This window comes from Streptococcus danieliae, from assembly GCF_013415245.1.
Taxonomy (GTDB): Bacteria; Bacillota; Bacilli; order Lactobacillales; family Streptococcaceae; genus Streptococcus; species Streptococcus danieliae_A.
In genome coordinates this window covers 35,740-53,770 of record NZ_JACBXX010000134.1, presented here as the reverse complement: position 1 = coordinate 53,770, position 18,031 = coordinate 35,740, and the positions used below count along the sequence as shown (strand labels likewise).

Here is an 18,031-nt window from a genome sequence, read left to right as displayed (position 1 = left end):
ATGCTCAAGGCAAATTCTAAAAAAGCAACCATTCCCGACTTTATCACCTAAAAATAGACAAAGACCAGCTAACCCCTTGTGCCCCAAGGGATTTGGCTAGTCTTTTTTCTTATTTGGGTGTTGTATATGGAGCTTTGATTCGCGTTTTAATATCCAACTGTATCACTTATCCAAAGCAAAAAGAGGCTCGGGAAATTCCCTGCCTCAGACTATCTTATTCAATCGAACAACCATTCAGTCCACAAGTCATGGCCGATGAGCCCAAACTGACTGGCTTCGTTTCTAAACCAAAAGCCTTTTCCAGAGCTTCTTCAAATACTGCTTGAGGCTGAGCTCCCGCAATCGAGAAGCGACCATCAAAAAGGAAAAAGGGAACAGGAGCTGAGCCATGTCCCGCCCCAGACCTTGCTCAATTGCTAAGTGGAGTAGGGCATGACTTTTACGACTATTGGGAATCCAGGCCTGGTCAAAGCGGAAGTCCAGGCCTTCCTCCTTAGCCAAGTTGGTGATAGCATCTAATTGTGCCTGGGCTTGCTCTTGGGTGAGTTGGTATTTAAGGGCTAGGTAGTCACGAGCTGGATACGATTGATCCACAGGGAGGCTTGGATCCAACTCAAACGAGCGAAAAACCAGCTCCACTTGATCTCCCTTTTGGTACTTGGCCAAGGCCTTCTCCAAACGGGCTTCTGCAATGTAACAGAAGGGGCAATAAACATCTGACCATACTTCGATTTTCATCAGACTAGTCCTTTCGATCAACGCTTTGACTGAGCTCTCTAAAATCATTGATTTCTTGAACAACTTCCGTAATTTTGTATTGCATAGCTGCTAGAGCACCGGAACCTGCATAGAAACGATTGGGAGCCTTTTTCATCGCAGCTAGTTCCAGAATCGCCTGCGCCAAGTAAGTTGGATCCCCGCCTTGGTTATGATTAAGTCGGGCTAGACCACTCATGGTTGCTTGAACAACCTCGTAATCCTTGATTTCTTTCTCCGGACGACGCATGGAAGAGGCATCCAAGAAATCGGTGCGAATCCCCGTTGGGTTAACTGCTGTAACTTGAATCCCAAACGGCTCCACTTCTGCCTGTAGAGCTTCACTCATCATAATGACAGAAGCCTTGGTCGCCGAATAAATCCCCTGAACCGGCCCAGTCACAGAACCAGAAATCGATGCGAGGTTGATAATATGACCCGATTGCTGCTCCCGCATACCTGGCAAGACAGCCTGAGTTAACGCCAAGAGACCAAAGACATTGACGTCAAAGTTTTTACGCACTTCTTCGAGTGAAAACTCTTCTAAGGCTCCAAAAATGCCATAGCCCGCATTGTTGACCAACACGTCAATCCGGCCAAACTGATCCAAGGCCTGCTTAACAGCCGCTTTGATACTGTCCTCTGTGAAGGCCATTTCCAAAGCTAGAAAATCAGCCCCAGCTTCCGGCACACGCGCCAAAACCTGCTCCCGTAAGGTTGCTGCATTTCGCGAAGTCGCGATAACACGATAGTCTTTTTCCAAAGCAGCAACAGCCACTTCCAAACCGATTCCTTTAGAGGCACCGGTCACAAATAATACTTTTTTCATTTCAATTCACCTCTGCGTAACAGTATACTCTATTTTGGCAAAAAAAGTTTCCTGGCGACACCAGGAAACTTTAAAAATTTATTTAGACTTAATATAATTAACTCCAACTGCCTTCGGCGCAACCGCTTTTCCGAAGAAGACCGCAAGGACGACGATAGTCAAGACATAAGGAGCAATCTGTAGGTAAACGGCTGGAACCTTGTCAAAGAGTGGCAACTGGCTCCCAATAACCGCCAAACTTTGGGACAATCCAAAGAAAAGACTGGAGAACATGGCACCAACTGGATTCCACTTCCCGAAGATCATCGCTGCAAGCGCGATAAATCCTGGTCCGACAATGGTTGAAATGGAGAAATTAACCGAAATTGATTGAGCATAAACCGCACCCCCAACACCACCAAGGAAACCAGAAATCATTACACCCGCATACCGCATCATGTAAACATTGATCCCAAGGGTATCGGCCGCCTGTGGATGTTCACCAACGGAACGGAGGCGAAGACCAAACTTAGTCTTAAACATTACAAACCAAGCCAGGAAGGAAACCGCAATGGCCACATATCCCATAATCGACGTATTTTTGAAAAAGATTTCACCGATAAATGGGATGTCCGATAAGAGTGGGAAATCAAAACGTCCAAAGGACTCTTGAATATTATCGGTTTGACCTTTATTATACAGAACTTTAACCAAGAAGACCGTCAAGGCTGGAGCCATCAGGTTCAGCACCGTACCACTAACCACGTGGTCTGCACGGAAATGGACAGTCGCCACAGCATGGAGGAGGGAGAAGAGCACACCCGCCAAACCTCCTACCAGAAGCGCCAACCAAGGAGTTGCCTCGCCTAAAACAGAAGCCGTTTCAAGATTGAAAACAACTGCGGAAAAAGCACCGACAACCATGATTCCTTCCAAACCGACATTGACAATCCCTGCATGCTCAGAAAAACTTCCACCGATAGAAGTAAAAATGAGAGGGGCTGAATAAATCAGCATGGAAGACACTAATAAGGCTAATAGGGTTTCGAGATTCATTTAGCTTGCCCCTCCTTTTTTGCTTTTGATTCGAGGAATTTTTCAATAACATAATGAATTCCAACGAAGAAGATAATCGATGCTGTCACAATGTTAACCAGTTCTGGTGGAATTGACGCCGCATTCATACCTGGCGCCCCAACTTGTAGGACAGCAAAGAGGAAGGCCGCAAAGATAATTCCAATTGGGGAATTATTGGCTAGAAGAGATACTGCCATCCCGTTAAAACCAATCGAGAGGGAACTTCCTTGAATGTAGACATTCTGGAAGGTTCCAAGTCCTTCAACAGCTCCTCCCAGACCCGCAAGCGCACCGGAGATAATCATCGAAATAATGATAATCCGTTTGGAAGACATCCCCGCATACTCACTGGCATGAGGGTTAAGACCAACCGAACGAATTTCAAAACCAAGAGTGGTTTTTTTCAAGAGGAACCAAATCGCAAAGACTGCAATTAGGGCAAAGAAAATCCCAATGTTCATCCGTGAGTTACTGGTCAGAGCCCGCAACCATTCTGTTTGGTAGCTCGCAGCCATTCCCACTGGCTTACTAGAGTCAGTACTTTGCATCACAGACTGAGGCAATTGGTGAATAAGCGCATTTCCAACATAAAGAACAATATAGTTCATCATGATGGTTACAATAACCTCACTTGTACCTAGGTAAGCCCGAAGAATCCCTGGAATCGATCCAATAATTCCCCCAGCAAACATGGCAATGATAATGGTAGCAGGAACCATAACCAGGCGTGGCAGGTCTGGATTGAGAAGGGCAAAGGATGCTGCCGCAATCCAACCCGCCAAGGCTTGGCCCGCCAAACCGACGTTAAAGAAGCCGGCACGGCTAGCGACCGCAAAACCGAGACCAATCAAGGTCAGGGGACCCATGGCCCGGAAGATTTCTCCAATCGAACGAAGGGAACCAAAAGCTGTTGCAAAGAGAGCTTCATATCCCCAAATAGCATCGTAGCCAAAAATCCACATGATAATGGCTCCAAGGACAATCCCCAAGAGAACTGAAATTAGGGGAACAGCTGCACCTTGAATTTTCTTAGACATTTCCTTCCTCCTTCTTCAATTCTCCACCAGCCATCAAGATTCCGAGTTCTTGTTTGTTAGTGGTTTCAGGATCTAGTTCACCCTGGATTTTACCATCATGGATAACGGCAATGCGATCTGAAACATTCAAGATCTCATCCAGTTCAAAAGAAACAACCAAGATGGCCTTGCCTTTATCCCGTTCTTCAATTAGACGCTTGTGAATATACTCAATCGCACCAACATCCAAACCACGGGTTGGCTGACTCACAATCAACAAATCTGGATCCCGATCCACTTCCCGAGCAATAATCGCCTTTTGCTGGTTTCCTCCAGACAGCGCTTTTGCCGGTACATATTCACTAGCCGCACGAACATCAAACTCATTCATGAGTTTACGCGCATGTTGGTAAATATTGTTGTAGTTCAGAATTCCCTTGGAACTCATTGGTTCCTTGTAATAGGTTTGTAGGGCAATATTTTCCGAAATTGATAATTGCAAAACAAGACCATCGCGGTGGCGATCTTCTGGCACGTGTCCAACCTGCATTTCTGTAATTGTCCGTGGACTAGCCCCGACAATGTTTTGACCTTTTAGGGTAATCGTTCCTGACTTAACCTTCCGTAGACCAGTAATGGCTTGGATCAACTCCGTTTGACCATTGCCGTCAATTCCGGCAATCCCGACAATCTCACCGGCACGAACATCTAGGTTGAGGTTTTTAACTGCAGGAACACCACGATTCTCCAAGACCACCAAATCTTTAATGGATAGAACCGTTTCTTGCGGTTGAGCCTTGACCTTGTCTGTTTTGAAGGAAACCGAACGGCCGACCATCATTTCAGCCAAATCCTGGTTGCTAGCCCCAGCGATTTCAACCGTTTCGATGCTCTTACCGCGGCGAATAACCGTCACTCGATCTGCAACAGCCCGGATTTCATCCAATTTATGCGTGATCAAAATCAAGGATTTCCCTTCTTTCACCAGACTCTTCATGATTTCAACCAACTCTTGAATTTCAGAAGGGGTCAAAACCGCGGTCGGCTCGTCAAAAATAAGGATATCTGCACCTCGGTAAAGGGTTTTTAGAATTTCAACCCGTTGCTGCATTCCCACTGAGATATCTTCGATCTTGGCTGCTGGGTCTACTGCCAAACCATAACGTTCAGACAATGCTTTAATTTCCTTGGTGGCTTCCTTAATGTCTAAGACACCATTTTTAGTGACTTCACTTCCCAAGATGATATTTTCTGCAACCGTGAAGGCCTCTACCAGCATAAAGTGCTGGTGTACCATCCCGATTCCAAGAGAAGCTGCTTTCGAAGGGGAATCCAATTGAACAACCTGGCCATTGACCGCGATTTCACCACTGGTTGGTTCTAACAAACCTGCCAGCATATTCATCAAAGTGGATTTCCCTGCCCCGTTTTCTCCTAGAAGGGCATGAATTTCGCCCTTCCGGAGTTGAAGATTAATATGGTCGTTGGCAACAAAATCCCCAAATTTTTTGGTGATGTCGCGCATCTCGATGACATGTTCATTCGCCATATTCCGTTTGTCCTTTCCAACGTCTCCGCTTATTATTTTTCAGGAACGGTTACTTTGCCGTCGATAATCGCTTGTTTCGCTTCCTCAACAGCTTTTTTGGTTTCATCGTTCAAGTTCTCATAAGTGACTTCAACACCACCAGATTTTAGGTCATAGGCAGTGGTTGTTCCACCAGGGAATTTATCTTCTTGCAATTTGTTGGCCATATCTTTGATAGTGTTTCCAACTTCTTTCAAGGTTGAAGTCAAAACAACATTGGCTTCTTTTCCATCCTTGTCTTTGTAACCACCTTGAGGAGCTTGGTCACTATCTACACCAATAACCCAAACTTTTTCATCAGAATCTGCCGCAAGTTTTTCATTCCGCGTAATGGCTTCATTCAAAAGTCCGTCACCAGTCTTACCAGATGCGTGGAAAATCACATCTGCACCAGCCGCATATTGGGCTGCAGCGATTGTTTTACCTTTGGCAGCATCATTGAAGGAACCTGCATAATCGACTTGCACTTTGATCGATGGGTCGACAGATTTCACACCGGCTTCAAACCCTTTTTCAAAGCGTGTGATAACTTCACTTTCAACACCACCAATGAAACCAACTTGTTTTGATTTTGTATTTTTGGCAGCAGCAACACCGGCTAGGTAAGCTGCTTCGTTATCTGCAAAGGTTGCAGAAGCCACGTTATCCAGATCAATCACACTGTCAACCATAACAAATTTTGTATCTGGATTGTTTTTAGCAACTTCTTCCAAAGAAGTCGCAAGGGCAAACCCTGCACCTGCAACCATATCATAGCCTTCTGTAATGGCTTGTTGGAAATTGTTGGTGAAGTCAGATTCATTTTCAGACTGGTAGTAAGTATAGCCCTGATTTTGTTTTAAGTTATTTTCTTCACCCCAAGCCTTCAAACCTGTCCAAGCAGATTCGTTGAAAGAGTGATCATCAACCCCACCTGTATCGGTCACATAAGCAACACGAATCGAATCTGCAGCTGACTCGGAGCGGTTTGCGCTACGGTTTGAACAAGCTGCTAAAGCAACTACTGCAAGAGAGGCTGCACCAAGGGCTACAATTTTATTTGACTTCATTACAATCTCCTTTATTTGAATCAATTAATTTAAATTTTGGAAAGAATAAGGTAACAATTCTGCCATCGTCATGGTTTTTGTTGAACCATCCTTGGCAATTAAGGTAATGGGTACATCCATTTCAAAAAATTCCGCCATTACTTGCCGGCAAGCTCCACACGGTGACACCGGTGCTTGCGTCTCTCCATAAATGTAGAGAGCAGAGAAGTCAGTCACTCCCTCTGAAACGGCTTTAAAAATAGCGGTTCTCTCCCCACAGTTGGTTAAGCCAAAGCTCGCATTTTCAATGTTAACTCCGGTAAAAACCTGTCCATCCTTGGCAACAAGGACAGCTCCAATGGGGAAATGGGAGTAGGGAACGTAAGCGCGGTTAGCTGTTTCCATAGCCAGCTGAATTGGATCAATAGCCTCCATTCACAACCTCGCCCTTCATAATGGCCACACCGGCAGAAGTTCCAATTCGAGTTGCCCCTGCTTCTACAAAAGCAACAGCATCTTCATAAGAACGTGCTCCACCAGCTGCTTTGACACCAAACTCTGGTCCAACTGCACGACGCATCAATTCAAGATCCGCTACATTGGCACCAGCTGTTGAAAATCCTGTTGACGTCTTCACAAAATCAGCACCTGCTTCAACGGTTAGGCGAGAAGCACGCTCTTTTTCTTCATCTGTCAACAAGGCTGTTTCAATAATAACCTTAACCACGGCATCTCCGCTGGCTTCCACAACTGCTTGAATGTCTTTCAAAACGGTTGCGTCATCACCATCTTTGAGGGCAGCAATGTTCATCACCATATCCACTTCATCAGCGCCATTTTTAACAGCTTCTGCTGTTTCGAACGCTTTTGTAGCAGGAGTTGTTGCTCCTAGAGGGAAACCGATAACGGTACAGACTTTAACATCTGTTCCAGCCAGCTCCTCCGCAGCCAAAGCGACCCAACTTGGATTCAAACAAACACTCGCAAAATCGTAGTCTTTGGCCTCTTGAATCAACTGTAGAATCGCAGCTTTTTGCGCATCTGCTTTGAGAAGTGTGTGATCAATGTATTTGTTCAGTTTCATGCTTTTCTCCTATTCTTTTGGCAGGAAATTCGGTTACATTTCACTCCCTCTATTTTATCATTTTTTAGCGGTCATTGACCACCTCCCTTCAAGTTTTTTGGGCGCTTATTTTGCAAAAAAAGAGGTTGATTTCTCAACCTCTTACGAATACAAAAGCCACTAAGGTTTTAAAGAAAAACTTCAAAACCTACGTCCACGCCAAAAAGATTATTTTTCAGGAACGGTCAAACGTCCCGCAATAATGTCTTCTTTAGCTGTTGAAACGGCTGCTTTAGCATCTGAGGAAAGTTGACCTGTCACAAGGTTTACACCACCCACCTTCAAACCATAAACAGTTGTTTGGTTTCCAGGGAAGTTTCCTTGACTGGCCTTATCTGCAATATCTTTCAGAGCTGCTCCAACTTCCTTGATTGTGGAAGTCAAAACAAAGTTTGCTTTTTTTCCATCTTTGGAAGTAAATTCTCCATCAGCGGATTGATCCTGATCCACGCCGATAACCCAGACCTTGTCGGCTTCATCACGTGTTTCATTTAAATCTTTCGCTTCTTTGAAGACTCCAGCTCCACTTCCACCTGCTGCTTGGTAAATCACGTCCACACCACTCGCATATTGAGCCTGTGCCAAGGATTTCCCTTTAGAGGCATCCGTAAAGGAACCTGCGTAATCTACCTGAACTTTGATGTCTGGATCCACCGAATGAATCCCTGCCTCAAAGCCCTTTTCAAACCGTTTCACAACTTCAGATTCAATCCCGCCAATAAAACCAATCTTCTTCGACTGACTGGTTTTAGCCGCTGCAACTCCCGCTAGGTAAGCTGCTTCTTGATCCGCAAATGTTGCACTAGTTACATTCTTTTGACCTTCAATCACTTCATCCAAAATGACATAATTCACATCTGGATGGTCCTTAGCAGCCTGTTCAACTGCGTTTTTGACAATGTAACCAATTCCAATAATCAAATTGCTTCCGCTCGAAGCGGCCTGCTCAAAATTATTGGTGTAATCCGACTCCGAATCGGATTGGTAATAATCATAACCATTACCCTGGCTAAGTCCTTGAGCCTTGCCCCATGCTTCTAAACCTTCCCAGGCAGACTGGTTAAAAGATTTATCATCCACGCCACCAACGCTAGTAACCAAACTAGCTTTTACCTTGGCTTCTGAATTTTCTGTGTTTCCTCGCTGACCACAAGCAACTAGTCCCAGTGATGCCACTGCTAGGCCTGCAACCGCAAGAATAGGCTTCTTATTCAAAGCGCTAACCTCCGTTTTTTACATACAGTTGACAGTATAGCACAGAAAAATCATTTTGACTAGATTCATTCGTAAAAAATCCAAAACTTTTCAGTAAACTTTCAAGAAAGCGTTTAAGTCACGAACGTTTTTAAAGCCGTTTTCTCTTATATGCAACTTACACCTACTTCCTGCTCCAGCAAAAAAGCCGGTAAAACCGACTTCTCGCTTATTCATACCTCAATGAAACAACCGGATCTAATTGACTAATTTTTTTGGTTGGGAAATAGGCGGATAGGTAACCCAAAAGCAAACCTAAACCAATCATCATCAGAATCGACTGCAGATCTAAGAAAAAGACCCTGGTAATGCTAGGATAAAAATGACGAACAAGCACATTGGCGATACTTCCAATGACTTGAGCAACTAGGAAAGCTGCTGCCAAGGACAGGAAGGTAATGATGAGCGATTCATAAAGAAAAATCGACTGAACACCCCGGTTCAAATAACCAACCGCCTTCATAACCCCAATCTCCCTGGATCGTTGCATAATATTAATATAAACGATAATCCCAATCATAATAGTAGAAACAACCACTGCTTGGAAAGACAAAACAATCAATAATCCCTGGATCACCCGAATAAACTGGATTACCAAACCAAGTACCTCTTGTTGCGACAGCACAGTATATTTTTTATTTTCCTTTAGACTTTCCACAACGGCCTCTGTCGCACCTGGATCCTGCAATTCAAAAATTACATAAGGCTTTAAACGCACGAATTGCTGTTGCTGCAGGATTTTTTCCAGCGTCACTGGCGCCATGTAACTATTGCTATCTGCCAACTCATCGGTCAAAACCCGGCTAATCTTCACCGAGACAGTCGCTGTATGAGTTCCTTTCTCCGTATTCTCCAGGATGACTAATTGAACTTCTTTTCCTACCAAGCTCTCTGCCGTGTAACTACTTTTGGTCTCGCGGTTAAAATCTTCGATAAAGGTGATTGGAACCGTTATCCCCTCTTCAGATGGATCCTTATAGGGATTCCCGGCAAGGAGATTTTCCTCTGTATTAGCAGGGACTGCAATCTCACTATTTGTATAAAGGCTGACCAGCTGAGCATAATTGGGTAGAGACTGACTGAGATCCAGTTTTTTTCCTTCAATACTAGCTGTTTGAATCAAGGTTGAAAAGGGACTTTCTAGATACTTGATCTGGTCTTTGCCCACCAGATCATAAATAAAATCAATATCCGATTGGTTCAAAACCCCACCACCAGTTGTTTGAGCATTCAAGGACACCTGGATCTGAGCTGGTAACTGTCCTTGATTAGTTTCCCGATGAATCAAATCAACAACCGCATTTCCTAGACCAAAAGCAAGTAAAATCCCGATAAAGCCGATAGAAGTCGCTGCCGCAATCATAAAATTTCGCCAACGCCGTTCTAAAAAATTAGACCAGGCCAAACGCAGCTTGCTTCTTCGTGTAAAACTATTTCTCTGACTTTTCTGTTTTCTCAATGATCTCACCGTCTTTCATCCTGATAATGATGTCTGCATAATCCGCAACTTCTGGATTATGGCTCACAATAATGATTGTTTTCCCCAAGGTCTGCAACTGTTTAAAAATCTCTAAAACTGCTGCTTGGGATTTGGAATCCAAAGACCCCGTCGGCTCATCCGCCACGATTAAGTCTGGAGTATTAACCAGGGCTCGGGCAATCGCCACTCGTTGCCGCTGCCCTCCAGATAATTCCTGAACATTTTTCGCTTTAAAGGCCAACATTCCCAACTGCTCCAGATACCGCTCCCCAATCTCATTCATTTCTTGTTCTCTTAACCCGTATAAACGCAGCGGCAACTTTACATTCTCTAAAACAGACTGATGGGCAATGACATTAAAATTTTGAAAAACAAAACCAATATTCTCTTTGCGGAAAAGGGTCAGCTCATCTGGAGATAGCTCACTCAGACGCTGGTTTTTAAACAAAACCTCCCCCTGATAATCTGAGTCCAGACCACTGATAATGTTTAACAGACTGGTCTTCCCACAACCGGATGGACCATAAATCACCACCAGCTTGTTTTCTTCCAATTGGAGATTAACTCCCTTTAGGGCTTGCTCACTAGCCTTCGAGGTCCCTGTGTACACTTTATGAACATCTTTTATTTCTAACAACATCACAATCTCCTTTTAAGGCAAAACCAGTATCTGGATAAACAAAAAGAGAGAGGACACGAATCCCCTCTCTCACTCGCTAATATCGATTATTTAGCTGGAACTTCTAGATCACCAGCTACGATTTTATCTTTTGCTTCTTTAACAGCTGCTTTTGCATCATCAGACAAGTTTGTTTCTGCAAGGTCAACACCTTTGTCTTTCAAACCGTAAGTAAGGTGTTTACCACCTGGGAACTTACCATCTTTCGCTTGGTTTGCCAAGTCTGCAACAGCTGCTCCAACTTCTTTCAAAGTAGAGGCAAGAACAAAGTTGGATTCTTTACCGTCTTTAGATTTGTAGTTTCCTTCATCTTTCTGGTCACGGTCAACACCGACTACCCAAACTTTTTCTGCTTCGTCTTTGGTTTCATTCAAGTCTTTTGCTTCTTTGAATACACCCACACCAGTTCCACCAGCTGCTTGGTAGATCACATCTACGCCAGCTGAGTATTGAGCTTGAGCGATTGATTTCCCTTTCGCTGCATCACTGAAAGAACCTGCGTAGTCCACACGAACGTTGATAGAAGGATCAACAGATTTAACCCCTGCTTCGAATCCTTTTTCAAAACGGGTGATAACTTCGGATTCCATACCACCGATGAAACCAATTTCTTTTGTTTTAGTTGTTTTAGCCGCAGCCACACCAGCTAGGTAAGCTGCTTCGTTATCCGCAAAGGTTGCAGAAGCAACGTTATCCATGTTTTCAATCACTTCATCAATGATAACGTAGTTAGTATCTGTACGGTCTTTCGCAGCTGATTCAACAGCGTTACGAAGGGCAAAACCGATACCGAATACCAATTGGTTACCGCTAGATGCTGCTTGTTCCAAGTTGTTGGCATAATCAGACTCACTTTGAGATTGGATATAGCTAATACCACTTCCTTCAGATAGGCCGTTTTCTTTACCCCAAGCCATCAAACCTTCCCAAGCTGATTGGTTAAAGGACTTGTCATCAACCCCACCAGTATCGGTTACGATAACTGCCTTGAGGTCTGTTTTAGCATCGGCATTTTCACTGGTAGAACGGTTGCCACAGGCTACCAATGTTAGGGCTGCTGCAGCCGTCAAACCGATACCAAACCATTGTTTCTTGTTCATTATGAACCTCCTAAAAAAATGTTAGAACGAATGAGTGATCCAAATCACTAGGCAAAAGATACGGTGAGGGATGTCGGAAATTCAAAGTCCTTCAAAATTAACGAACGATTTCAATAATTTCCTTGATTTCGACCTCTTCTTTTCCTATTTTAACATTTTCCAGAAATTCTTCAAGCATAACTTTCGGAATTTCCGAATTTGCGTAAATTCTCGCCAAAATCTGACCCGCTTCTACCCGGTCGCCCACTTTTTTCTCAAAGACAAGACCGGTTTCGAAATCCAGAGGATCTGTTTTAACAGCACGACCAGCACCTAACTTCATAGCAAAGAGACCATAATAAAGGGCTGGAAGCTCTGTAATATAGCCACTTACAGGTGCTTTAACTTCATACACCTCTTGGACTTGGACAGGGCGATAGAGATCTTCTAAATCACCACCTTGGGCCACCACCATCTCTTCAAATTTAGCCAAGGCTAAACCGTTTTCAAGATGGGAACGAACTTCCTCAAGTGATTTTTCAACACCTGCTAAAGCCAACAACATTTGCCCCAATTCGCTTACAAAGTTCGTAATATCCGAACGACCTTGTCCCCGTAAAATCTCAATCGCTTCCAGTAGCTCCAAACGATTCCCGATCGCCCGACCCAGCGGTTGGCTCATGTCTGTCACCACAGCCACTGTTTCACGACCAACGGCTTTTCCAAGATTGACCATGGTTGTAGCTAGTTCCCGCGCTTCTTCGATCGTTTTCATAAAGGCGCCTTGTCCAACTGTCACATCCAGAAGAATAGCATCCGCTCCTGCTGCGATTTTCTTACTCATAACCGAGCTTGCAATCAAAGGAATGATATCAACTGTTGCGGTCACATCCCGTAGAGCGTAGAGCAGCTTATCAGCCTTAACCAACTGGTCCGACTGACCAATCACAGATACACCAATCTCTTGGACCTGTTGAATGAAATCCGCTTCTGGAATTTCTACCTGGAAACCTTTGATCGATTCCAATTTATCCAAGGTACCACCCGTATGCCCCAGACCACGACCACTCATTTTAGCCACCGATACACCGAAGCTCGCAACCAGCGGCGCCAAGATCAAGGTTACCTTGTCCCCCACACCACCAGTGGAATGCTTATCAACCTTGATACCCGGAATAGCAGACAAATCCACCTGATCGCCACTAGCCACCATGGCCATAGTCAAATCACTGATTTCCCGTGTATCCATCCCCTTGAAGTAGATGGCCATGGCCAAAGCCGCCATCTGGTAGTCCGGAACAGCCCCATCCACATAGCCCTCAACCAACCAATCAATCTCTTCCTTGCTCAAGGCATGACCATCACGTTTTTTCTGAATTAAGTCAACTGCTCTCATTCCTTTTCACTCCTAAGGATGTAATAACCCTTATCCTTTCTGATAATTTCACAATTGCCAAAGATTTCTTCCATTTTCTTCTTGGCACTTGGCGCCCCCTGCTTCTTTTGAATCACAAGGGTCAAATCTCCACCAGGTTCCAAGTAATCTGGTGCCTCCACAATCATTTTGTGGACCACACTCTTACCCGCCCGAATTGGCGGATTGGAGATAATATGGGTAAAGGTCCCTGCAACCTGCTCATACACATCTGAAGAAAAGATCTGCGCCTCCACCCCATTGGCCCGGGCATTCTTGGTTGCCAAATCTAAAGCCCTTTCATTAACATCGACCATGGTCACCTGCTGGCCCTGCACCTTGGCTAGGGCAATCCCCAAAGGGCCATAGCCACACCCTAGGTCCAACAGCCGCTCTCCCGGTGCAAAATCCAGGCTATCCAACAAGACCCGGGAACCATAGTCCACCTGCTTTTTCGAAAAAACACCTGCATCCGCTAAAAACAGAAAATCCTGCCCCAACAGGGACTGCCGTAACTCCCGCACATCATGCGCAGCATCTGGCTGCCGCTCAAAATACATCTTACTCATGAAATTATTATACCACCCTACCTCCAACAATGGTAGTAAAGAGCGGGAGCTACAAAATAAGAAGGCCAGGTAAAAAAGAGCCTCTGACACATTTGAAAACGATTTACAGGTCTAGCCCCCTATGATATACTATGCGAGGAAACGAGGATTTTATGCAGGAATTTTTTAACTACCGTCAAATGAAGCGGGAGGACTGGAGCCAGCTCCACTCTGATTTCACCAAGGCCGGTTTAACCCAGGCCGAATTAGACGCTATTCGCAGCCTCAACGACCCCATTGAATTAGAAGAGATCGAAGCCATCTATCTCCCCCTCATTCATTTGCTTCATATCTATCGAAAAAATAAAGAAGAACTAAATCTAGCCAAGGGGACTTTTCTGGGCCAAACCGCTAGTAAGTCTCCCTTTATCATCGGCATCGCAGGTAGCGTGGCTGTCGGCAAATCTACAACCAGTCGCCTTCTACGCTTACTACTCCAACAGACCTATCCCAACTTACAGGTCGACCTGGTCACCACAGATGGTTTCCTCTACCCCAATGCCTACCTAGAAACCCAAGATATGATGCACCAAAAGGGCTTTCCCCAGTCCTATGACATGGAAAAATTGCTAGACTTTTTGGACCACATCCGTAATGGCGATGCCTACGATGTCCCCCTCTACTCCCATGAGAGTTACGATATTCTCAGCGACCAAGTCTACCACTTGGAAAACACGGATATCTTGATTGTGGAAGGGATCAATCTCTTTCAAATTTCAGACCAGCCCAATCTTTTCAGTCTCGATTATTTTGATTTTTCCATCTACATCGACGCCCCCACTGCCCTCATCGAGCAGTGGTACTTGGAACGCTTCCTAAAACTGCGCGATATGGCTATGGAGAAGCCGGAGAATTACCACCACCGTTTCAGTCGGATGACCGTAGCGGAATCCCTGACTTATGCCCGTCATGTCTGGGAAAGTATCAATCTGGTCAATCTGATCAACTACATTCTGCCGACTCGAAATCGGGCACAAATGATCCTGCACAAGAACCAGGACCATAAAATTGATAAAATCTACCTAAAAAAATGAATTCTTCTTGTCAAGTGCTCAAAATTTCTGTATAATTAGATAGTTATTATTTATGGAGGTGAAAGATTTTGGCAAATATTAAATCAGCTATCAAACGCGCTGAATTGAACGTAAAACAAAACGAAAAAAATTCAGCTCAAAAATCAGCTATGCGTACTGCGATCAAGAACTTTGAAGCAAACCCAACTGAAGAGCTTTTCCGTACTGCATCTGCTGCAATTGATAAAGCAGAAACAAAAGGTTTGATTCACAAAAACAAAGCAAGCCGCGACAAGTCACGCCTTGCTGCTAAACTTGCTCAATAAGAATAGAAGCTCCTCGGAGCTTTTTTCTTTGGCTCTTTGTCAACTGTAGTGAGTAGAATTTTACAATCTATAAATAGTGAGTACAATATAGCCTAAAAATGGCTTCCTTTCAATTCATATGGGATGCTTTCCCTGTGGTGGGGGACGGCAGCGACCTCTGACGAGTTCCATGCCTTATTCGGAAACCGAAGTTTTCCGAATCCCCCCGATTCCAAGCTCAGTAGCTTGGAATCTTTTCACCACGGGGTTCCGCATCCCTTTTAATTTTTGGAAGCCTTAAAGAATTGCATCAGGTGTGGGTGAATTCTATCAGAGAGCAAGTCGAGAGAGGACTACCTGTTCCTTTTCTCGTTTCGTATTCAAGGCTAGGAAAATGCGTTTCTTAAAATTGTCAAAGTTCCTGAAACCAAAGGCATTCCGCTTGATAACCTTGATGAGATTATTAGTTGCCTCTAGTCTTGCATTGGAATAAGGCAATTCTAGGGCATTACAAACCTTATCTTTGTTTTTACGGAAAGTATGGAAGACTGTTTGGAAAATCGGATTGACAGACCCTATTTCTTCCTCTATTAAGGCAAAGAAGTGATCCGTATTTTTATTCTTGATGTGGAATAGAAGCATCTGATAAAGTTGGTAATGCTGGTTTAGTTCCTCAGAATACCCAAGTAGTTCATCCAGTATTTCTTGACTAGTTAGATGCATTTGAAACATAGGTTAATAAGTGCGTTTTGTGCTCAATTTGCGGCTATCGGTTTGTATGATTTTCCAATACCGCTTTAGACGTCGATACTCTTTTGACTGTTTGTCAAATTGGTTCATAATTTGTATCCGCACACGATTCATAGCTCGGCTGAGATGTTGTACGATATGAAAGCGATCCAATACAATTTTTGCTTTTGGAAGTGAAACAGTCTGGGAATAGACTGTTTCAGCCTGAGCTTGGAAATAAAAAAGTGAGGTTGTTTGACCAGTGTGAAATAGGGTGTGAACATATCCATAGTAATGATTTCCACTTTTTTCTGATTTTCAAGGTATATTGTTGGAAATGGTCTCTAATTGTAGCATGAGTACGTCCGTCTAGTATTGCGACGATTTCAGAGGACTCAAAATCTTGAGCGATGAAACTCATTTTCCCTTTTTTAAAAGAATACTCATCCCAACTCATTATCTTGGGCAGTGACTTCAAGTTTGGTTTTGTCTTTACTAATTTTAACCGTCTAAGGACGGTTGATGTAGAGATATGTAGACGCTCGGCAATGCTTTTCATCGAATCCTTTTCGACCAGTAATTGAGTAATTTTCCGTTGGATGTCAGTTGAAATCTGATGATTTTTCTTGACAATAGGCGTCTCTGATACTTGCACTTTTCGGCATTCTTTGCACTGAAATCTTCTTTTCTTCAAGTATAGTGCAGTTGGCATTCCTTGACATTCTAATAGAGGGATTTTAGAAGGTTTTTGAAAGTCATACTTGATCATTTTCCCTTGGCAATGAGGACAAGTAGGCGGTTGATAGTCTAGAGTAGCGTTTAGTACAATACACTCTGGTCTTTTATAGTAAAAGGTAATTTTGATATTTTTGTCTGTAATTCCGAGTAATTCTGTGGTATTATGAATACGTTCTATATGATTCTCCTAATGTTGGTTTCGTCGCTATTCATTATAGATCATGTGGGACTTTTTTTGTATCTCAAAAAGCCCTATAATCTCTGTTTTGGGTCGTTACCCACTACAGAGATTATAGAGCCGTTTTTTGGTGCTCTCTTAAGGTTCCATATTTTCCGTCTCAGACCCCACACCATTTAGTTCATTCAGGGTAAGGGCATTGGTTTTAAGTTTCTCCACGGTATCGAGACCTAGAGAGCTGCGCAAGGTGTTTTGCATCTCCAAGATGTGGTCTGATTCGACAATCTGGTAGCTGCCTCCATCGGCCAGGGTCGCATCTTCTCCTCGGAGCTGTTCCTGCTTAATCTTGCGGAAAGCATCTTGGTAAACCAACAGTTTTGGAATACTGTTGGACGACAAGTCAATGCTGGTCTGCATATTATTGCTAACCGCACTTAAAATTTCCCGATAGTGGCTGACACTGTTGAGACTAAGTACTTTTTGGACAACCTTCTGAATCACTTCCCGCTGGCGTTGTTGGCGACCATAGTCCCCTTCGGGGTCCTGGTAGCGCATGCGAGCATAGACCAGAGCCTGGTCCCCATTGATGTGTTGCTTCCCAGGTTTGACCGTCGCCTTGTATTCTGGCTCCTGCTCCTCAATCGAAATCGGGAAGTCAAAGGTATTGTTAACCTCGATGCCTCCCACGGCATCGACTAATTCAACCAAGCCCTGCATATTAATCATGACATAGTGGTCGATGGTGATATTCATCAAGGATTCAATGGTCGGAATCGCCAATTCAGCCCCGCCCATGGCATAGGCTGCATTGAGCTTAGCCTCCGTCACCTCTCCCTTTTGGGAAATTTTGGTCAGGATATCCCGCTCCAAACTCATCATAGTACTGTTCTTAGTATCCGGATTGACCGTTACTAAGAGCATGGTATCACTATTTCCCTCCCAAGGATCCGAACGGGAACCACTTCCCGTATCCACCCCCATCAAGAGAAGGGTCATGGGTTCAGCCCGCTCAATCACATCCGACTGCCGGCCAAAATTTTGAAAGGTTTTGGCCAACTGACCCGTTGATTGAAAATAAATCGTCCCTGCATAGGTCCCAAGGCCAATCAGGGTAACCAGAAGAAAGGTTAAGAATAATTTTAAATTCTGTTTAAACAT

At 44.2% G+C, this 18,031-nt stretch carries 17 protein-coding genes and 1 pseudogene; 2 read left to right on the top strand and 16 right to left on the bottom strand.

Translation table 11 applies throughout. From position 1 onward, the window contains the following. Positions 1-282: 282 nt before the first annotated feature. From HZY94_RS06410 to HZY94_RS06345, 14 genes are all read right to left on the bottom strand, one after another. Positions 283-738, bottom strand: a complete 456-nt coding sequence (locus HZY94_RS06410) for a DsbA family protein (protein ID WP_179925497.1) — start codon at positions 736-738, stop codon at positions 283-285. A 4-nt stretch (positions 739-742) separates the two neighbouring features. Beyond that, the gene (locus HZY94_RS06405; RefSeq protein WP_179925496.1) at positions 743-1,585 is read right to left on the bottom strand and encodes an SDR family NAD(P)-dependent oxidoreductase; all 843 of its coding nucleotides are present in this window, start codon (positions 1,583-1,585) and stop codon (positions 743-745) included. 78 nt (positions 1,586-1,663) lie between these two features. Continuing rightward, positions 1,664-2,620, bottom strand: coding sequence for an ABC transporter permease (locus HZY94_RS06400; protein ID WP_179925495.1), 957 nt, complete (start codon positions 2,618-2,620; stop codon positions 1,664-1,666). After that, positions 2,617-3,678 carry an ABC transporter permease gene (locus tag HZY94_RS06395; RefSeq protein ID WP_179925494.1) on the bottom strand — a complete coding sequence of 354 codons (1,062 nt, stop codon included), beginning with the start codon at positions 3,676-3,678 and terminating at the stop codon, positions 2,617-2,619. Before HZY94_RS06395 ends, HZY94_RS06400 begins: the two co-directional genes overlap by 4 nt. Continuing rightward, entirely contained in the window at positions 3,671-5,206 is a 1,536-nt protein-coding gene (locus tag HZY94_RS06390) for an ABC transporter ATP-binding protein (RefSeq protein ID WP_179925493.1), read from the bottom strand. The genes HZY94_RS06395 and HZY94_RS06390 overlap by 8 nt, the downstream gene beginning before the upstream one ends. A 32-nt stretch (positions 5,207-5,238) precedes the next feature. Next, complete coding sequence (locus HZY94_RS06385; RefSeq protein ID WP_179925492.1) at positions 5,239-6,294, bottom strand: BMP family lipoprotein; 1,056 nt, start codon at positions 6,292-6,294, stop codon at positions 5,239-5,241. Between the two features lie 24 nt (positions 6,295-6,318). After that, positions 6,319-6,708, bottom strand: a complete 390-nt coding sequence (locus HZY94_RS06380; RefSeq protein ID WP_179925491.1) for a cytidine deaminase — start codon at positions 6,706-6,708, stop codon at positions 6,319-6,321. Beyond that, positions 6,695-7,357: a deoxyribose-phosphate aldolase gene (deoC, locus tag HZY94_RS06375; RefSeq protein WP_179925490.1), complete on the bottom strand. Its 663-nt coding sequence runs from the start codon at positions 7,355-7,357 to the stop codon at positions 6,695-6,697. The genes HZY94_RS06380 and deoC overlap by 14 nt, the downstream gene beginning before the upstream one ends. Positions 7,358-7,564: 207 nt before the next feature. After that, positions 7,565-8,611: a BMP family lipoprotein gene (locus HZY94_RS06370; RefSeq protein ID WP_179925489.1), complete on the bottom strand. Its 1,047-nt coding sequence runs from the start codon at positions 8,609-8,611 to the stop codon at positions 7,565-7,567. A gap of 208 nt (positions 8,612-8,819) precedes the next feature. Then, the gene (locus HZY94_RS06365; protein ID WP_322783469.1) at positions 8,820-10,118 is read right to left on the bottom strand and encodes an ABC transporter permease; all 1,299 of its coding nucleotides are present in this window, start codon (positions 10,116-10,118) and stop codon (positions 8,820-8,822) included. Beyond that, entirely contained in the window at positions 10,081-10,773 is a 693-nt protein-coding gene (locus HZY94_RS06360; RefSeq protein WP_179925487.1) for an ABC transporter ATP-binding protein, read from the bottom strand. The genes HZY94_RS06365 and HZY94_RS06360 overlap by 38 nt, the downstream gene beginning before the upstream one ends. 83 nt (positions 10,774-10,856) lie before the next feature. Continuing rightward, positions 10,857-11,909, bottom strand: coding sequence for a BMP family lipoprotein (locus HZY94_RS06355; protein ID WP_179925486.1), 1,053 nt, complete (start codon positions 11,907-11,909; stop codon positions 10,857-10,859). Between the two features lie 97 nt (positions 11,910-12,006). Continuing rightward, on the bottom strand, positions 12,007-13,284 hold the full coding sequence (locus HZY94_RS06350) for a pyrimidine-nucleoside phosphorylase (protein WP_179925485.1): 1,278 nt from the start codon (positions 13,282-13,284) through the stop codon (positions 12,007-12,009). Then, positions 13,281-13,871 (bottom strand): class I SAM-dependent methyltransferase, encoded by a 591-nt coding sequence (locus HZY94_RS06345; protein ID WP_179925484.1) that lies wholly within the window; start codon positions 13,869-13,871, stop codon positions 13,281-13,283. The genes HZY94_RS06350 and HZY94_RS06345 overlap by 4 nt, the downstream gene beginning before the upstream one ends. Before the next feature lie 152 nt (positions 13,872-14,023). Between HZY94_RS06345 and coaA the strand changes: the two genes are divergently transcribed. Further along, on the top strand, positions 14,024-14,944 hold the full coding sequence (gene coaA / locus HZY94_RS06340; protein ID WP_179925483.1) for a type I pantothenate kinase: 921 nt from the start codon (positions 14,024-14,026) through the stop codon (positions 14,942-14,944). Between the two features lie 68 nt (positions 14,945-15,012). Then, entirely contained in the window at positions 15,013-15,249 is a 237-nt protein-coding gene (rpsT, locus tag HZY94_RS06335; RefSeq protein WP_160332268.1) for a 30S ribosomal protein S20, read from the top strand. A 309-nt stretch (positions 15,250-15,558) separates the two neighbouring features. On the opposite strand, the pseudogene HZY94_RS06330 reads toward rpsT, so the two are convergent. Then, positions 15,559-16,873, bottom strand: a pseudogene (locus HZY94_RS06330) (transposase). A gap of 138 nt (positions 16,874-17,011) precedes the next feature. Beyond that, positions 17,012-18,031: a glycopolymer--peptidoglycan transferase LytR gene (lytR, locus tag HZY94_RS06325; RefSeq protein ID WP_179925482.1), complete on the bottom strand. Its 1,020-nt coding sequence runs from the start codon at positions 18,029-18,031 to the stop codon at positions 17,012-17,014.

Coding starts and splice junctions, on each gene's coding strand:
- lytR (WP_179925482.1), bottom strand. CDS start 18,031: ATGTTTAAACAGAATTTAAAATTATTCTTAACCTTTCTTCTGGTTACC.
- HZY94_RS06405 (WP_179925496.1), bottom strand. CDS start 1,585: ATGAAAAAAGTATTATTTGTGACCGGTGCCTCTAAAGGAATCGGTTTG.
- HZY94_RS06355 (WP_179925486.1), bottom strand. CDS start 11,909: ATGAACAAGAAACAATGGTTTGGTATCGGTTTGACGGCTGCAGCAGCC.
- HZY94_RS06400 (WP_179925495.1), bottom strand. CDS start 2,620: ATGAATCTCGAAACCCTATTAGCCTTATTAGTGTCTTCCATGCTGATT.
- HZY94_RS06410 (WP_179925497.1), bottom strand. CDS start 738: ATGAAAATCGAAGTATGGTCAGATGTTTATTGCCCCTTCTGTTACATT.
- HZY94_RS06345 (WP_179925484.1), bottom strand. CDS start 13,871: ATGAGTAAGATGTATTTTGAGCGGCAGCCAGATGCTGCGCATGATGTG.
- coaA (WP_179925483.1), top strand. CDS start 14,024: ATGCAGGAATTTTTTAACTACCGTCAAATGAAGCGGGAGGACTGGAGC.
- HZY94_RS06350 (WP_179925485.1), bottom strand. CDS start 13,284: ATGAGAGCAGTTGACTTAATTCAGAAAAAACGTGATGGTCATGCCTTG.
- deoC (WP_179925490.1), bottom strand. CDS start 7,357: ATGAAACTGAACAAATACATTGATCACACACTTCTCAAAGCAGATGCG.
- HZY94_RS06390 (WP_179925493.1), bottom strand. CDS start 5,206: ATGGCGAATGAACATGTCATCGAGATGCGCGACATCACCAAAAAATTT.
- HZY94_RS06380 (WP_179925491.1), bottom strand. CDS start 6,708: ATGGAGGCTATTGATCCAATTCAGCTGGCTATGGAAACAGCTAACCGC.
- HZY94_RS06395 (WP_179925494.1), bottom strand. CDS start 3,678: ATGTCTAAGAAAATTCAAGGTGCAGCTGTTCCCCTAATTTCAGTTCTC.
- HZY94_RS06385 (WP_179925492.1), bottom strand. CDS start 6,294: ATGAAGTCAAATAAAATTGTAGCCCTTGGTGCAGCCTCTCTTGCAGTA.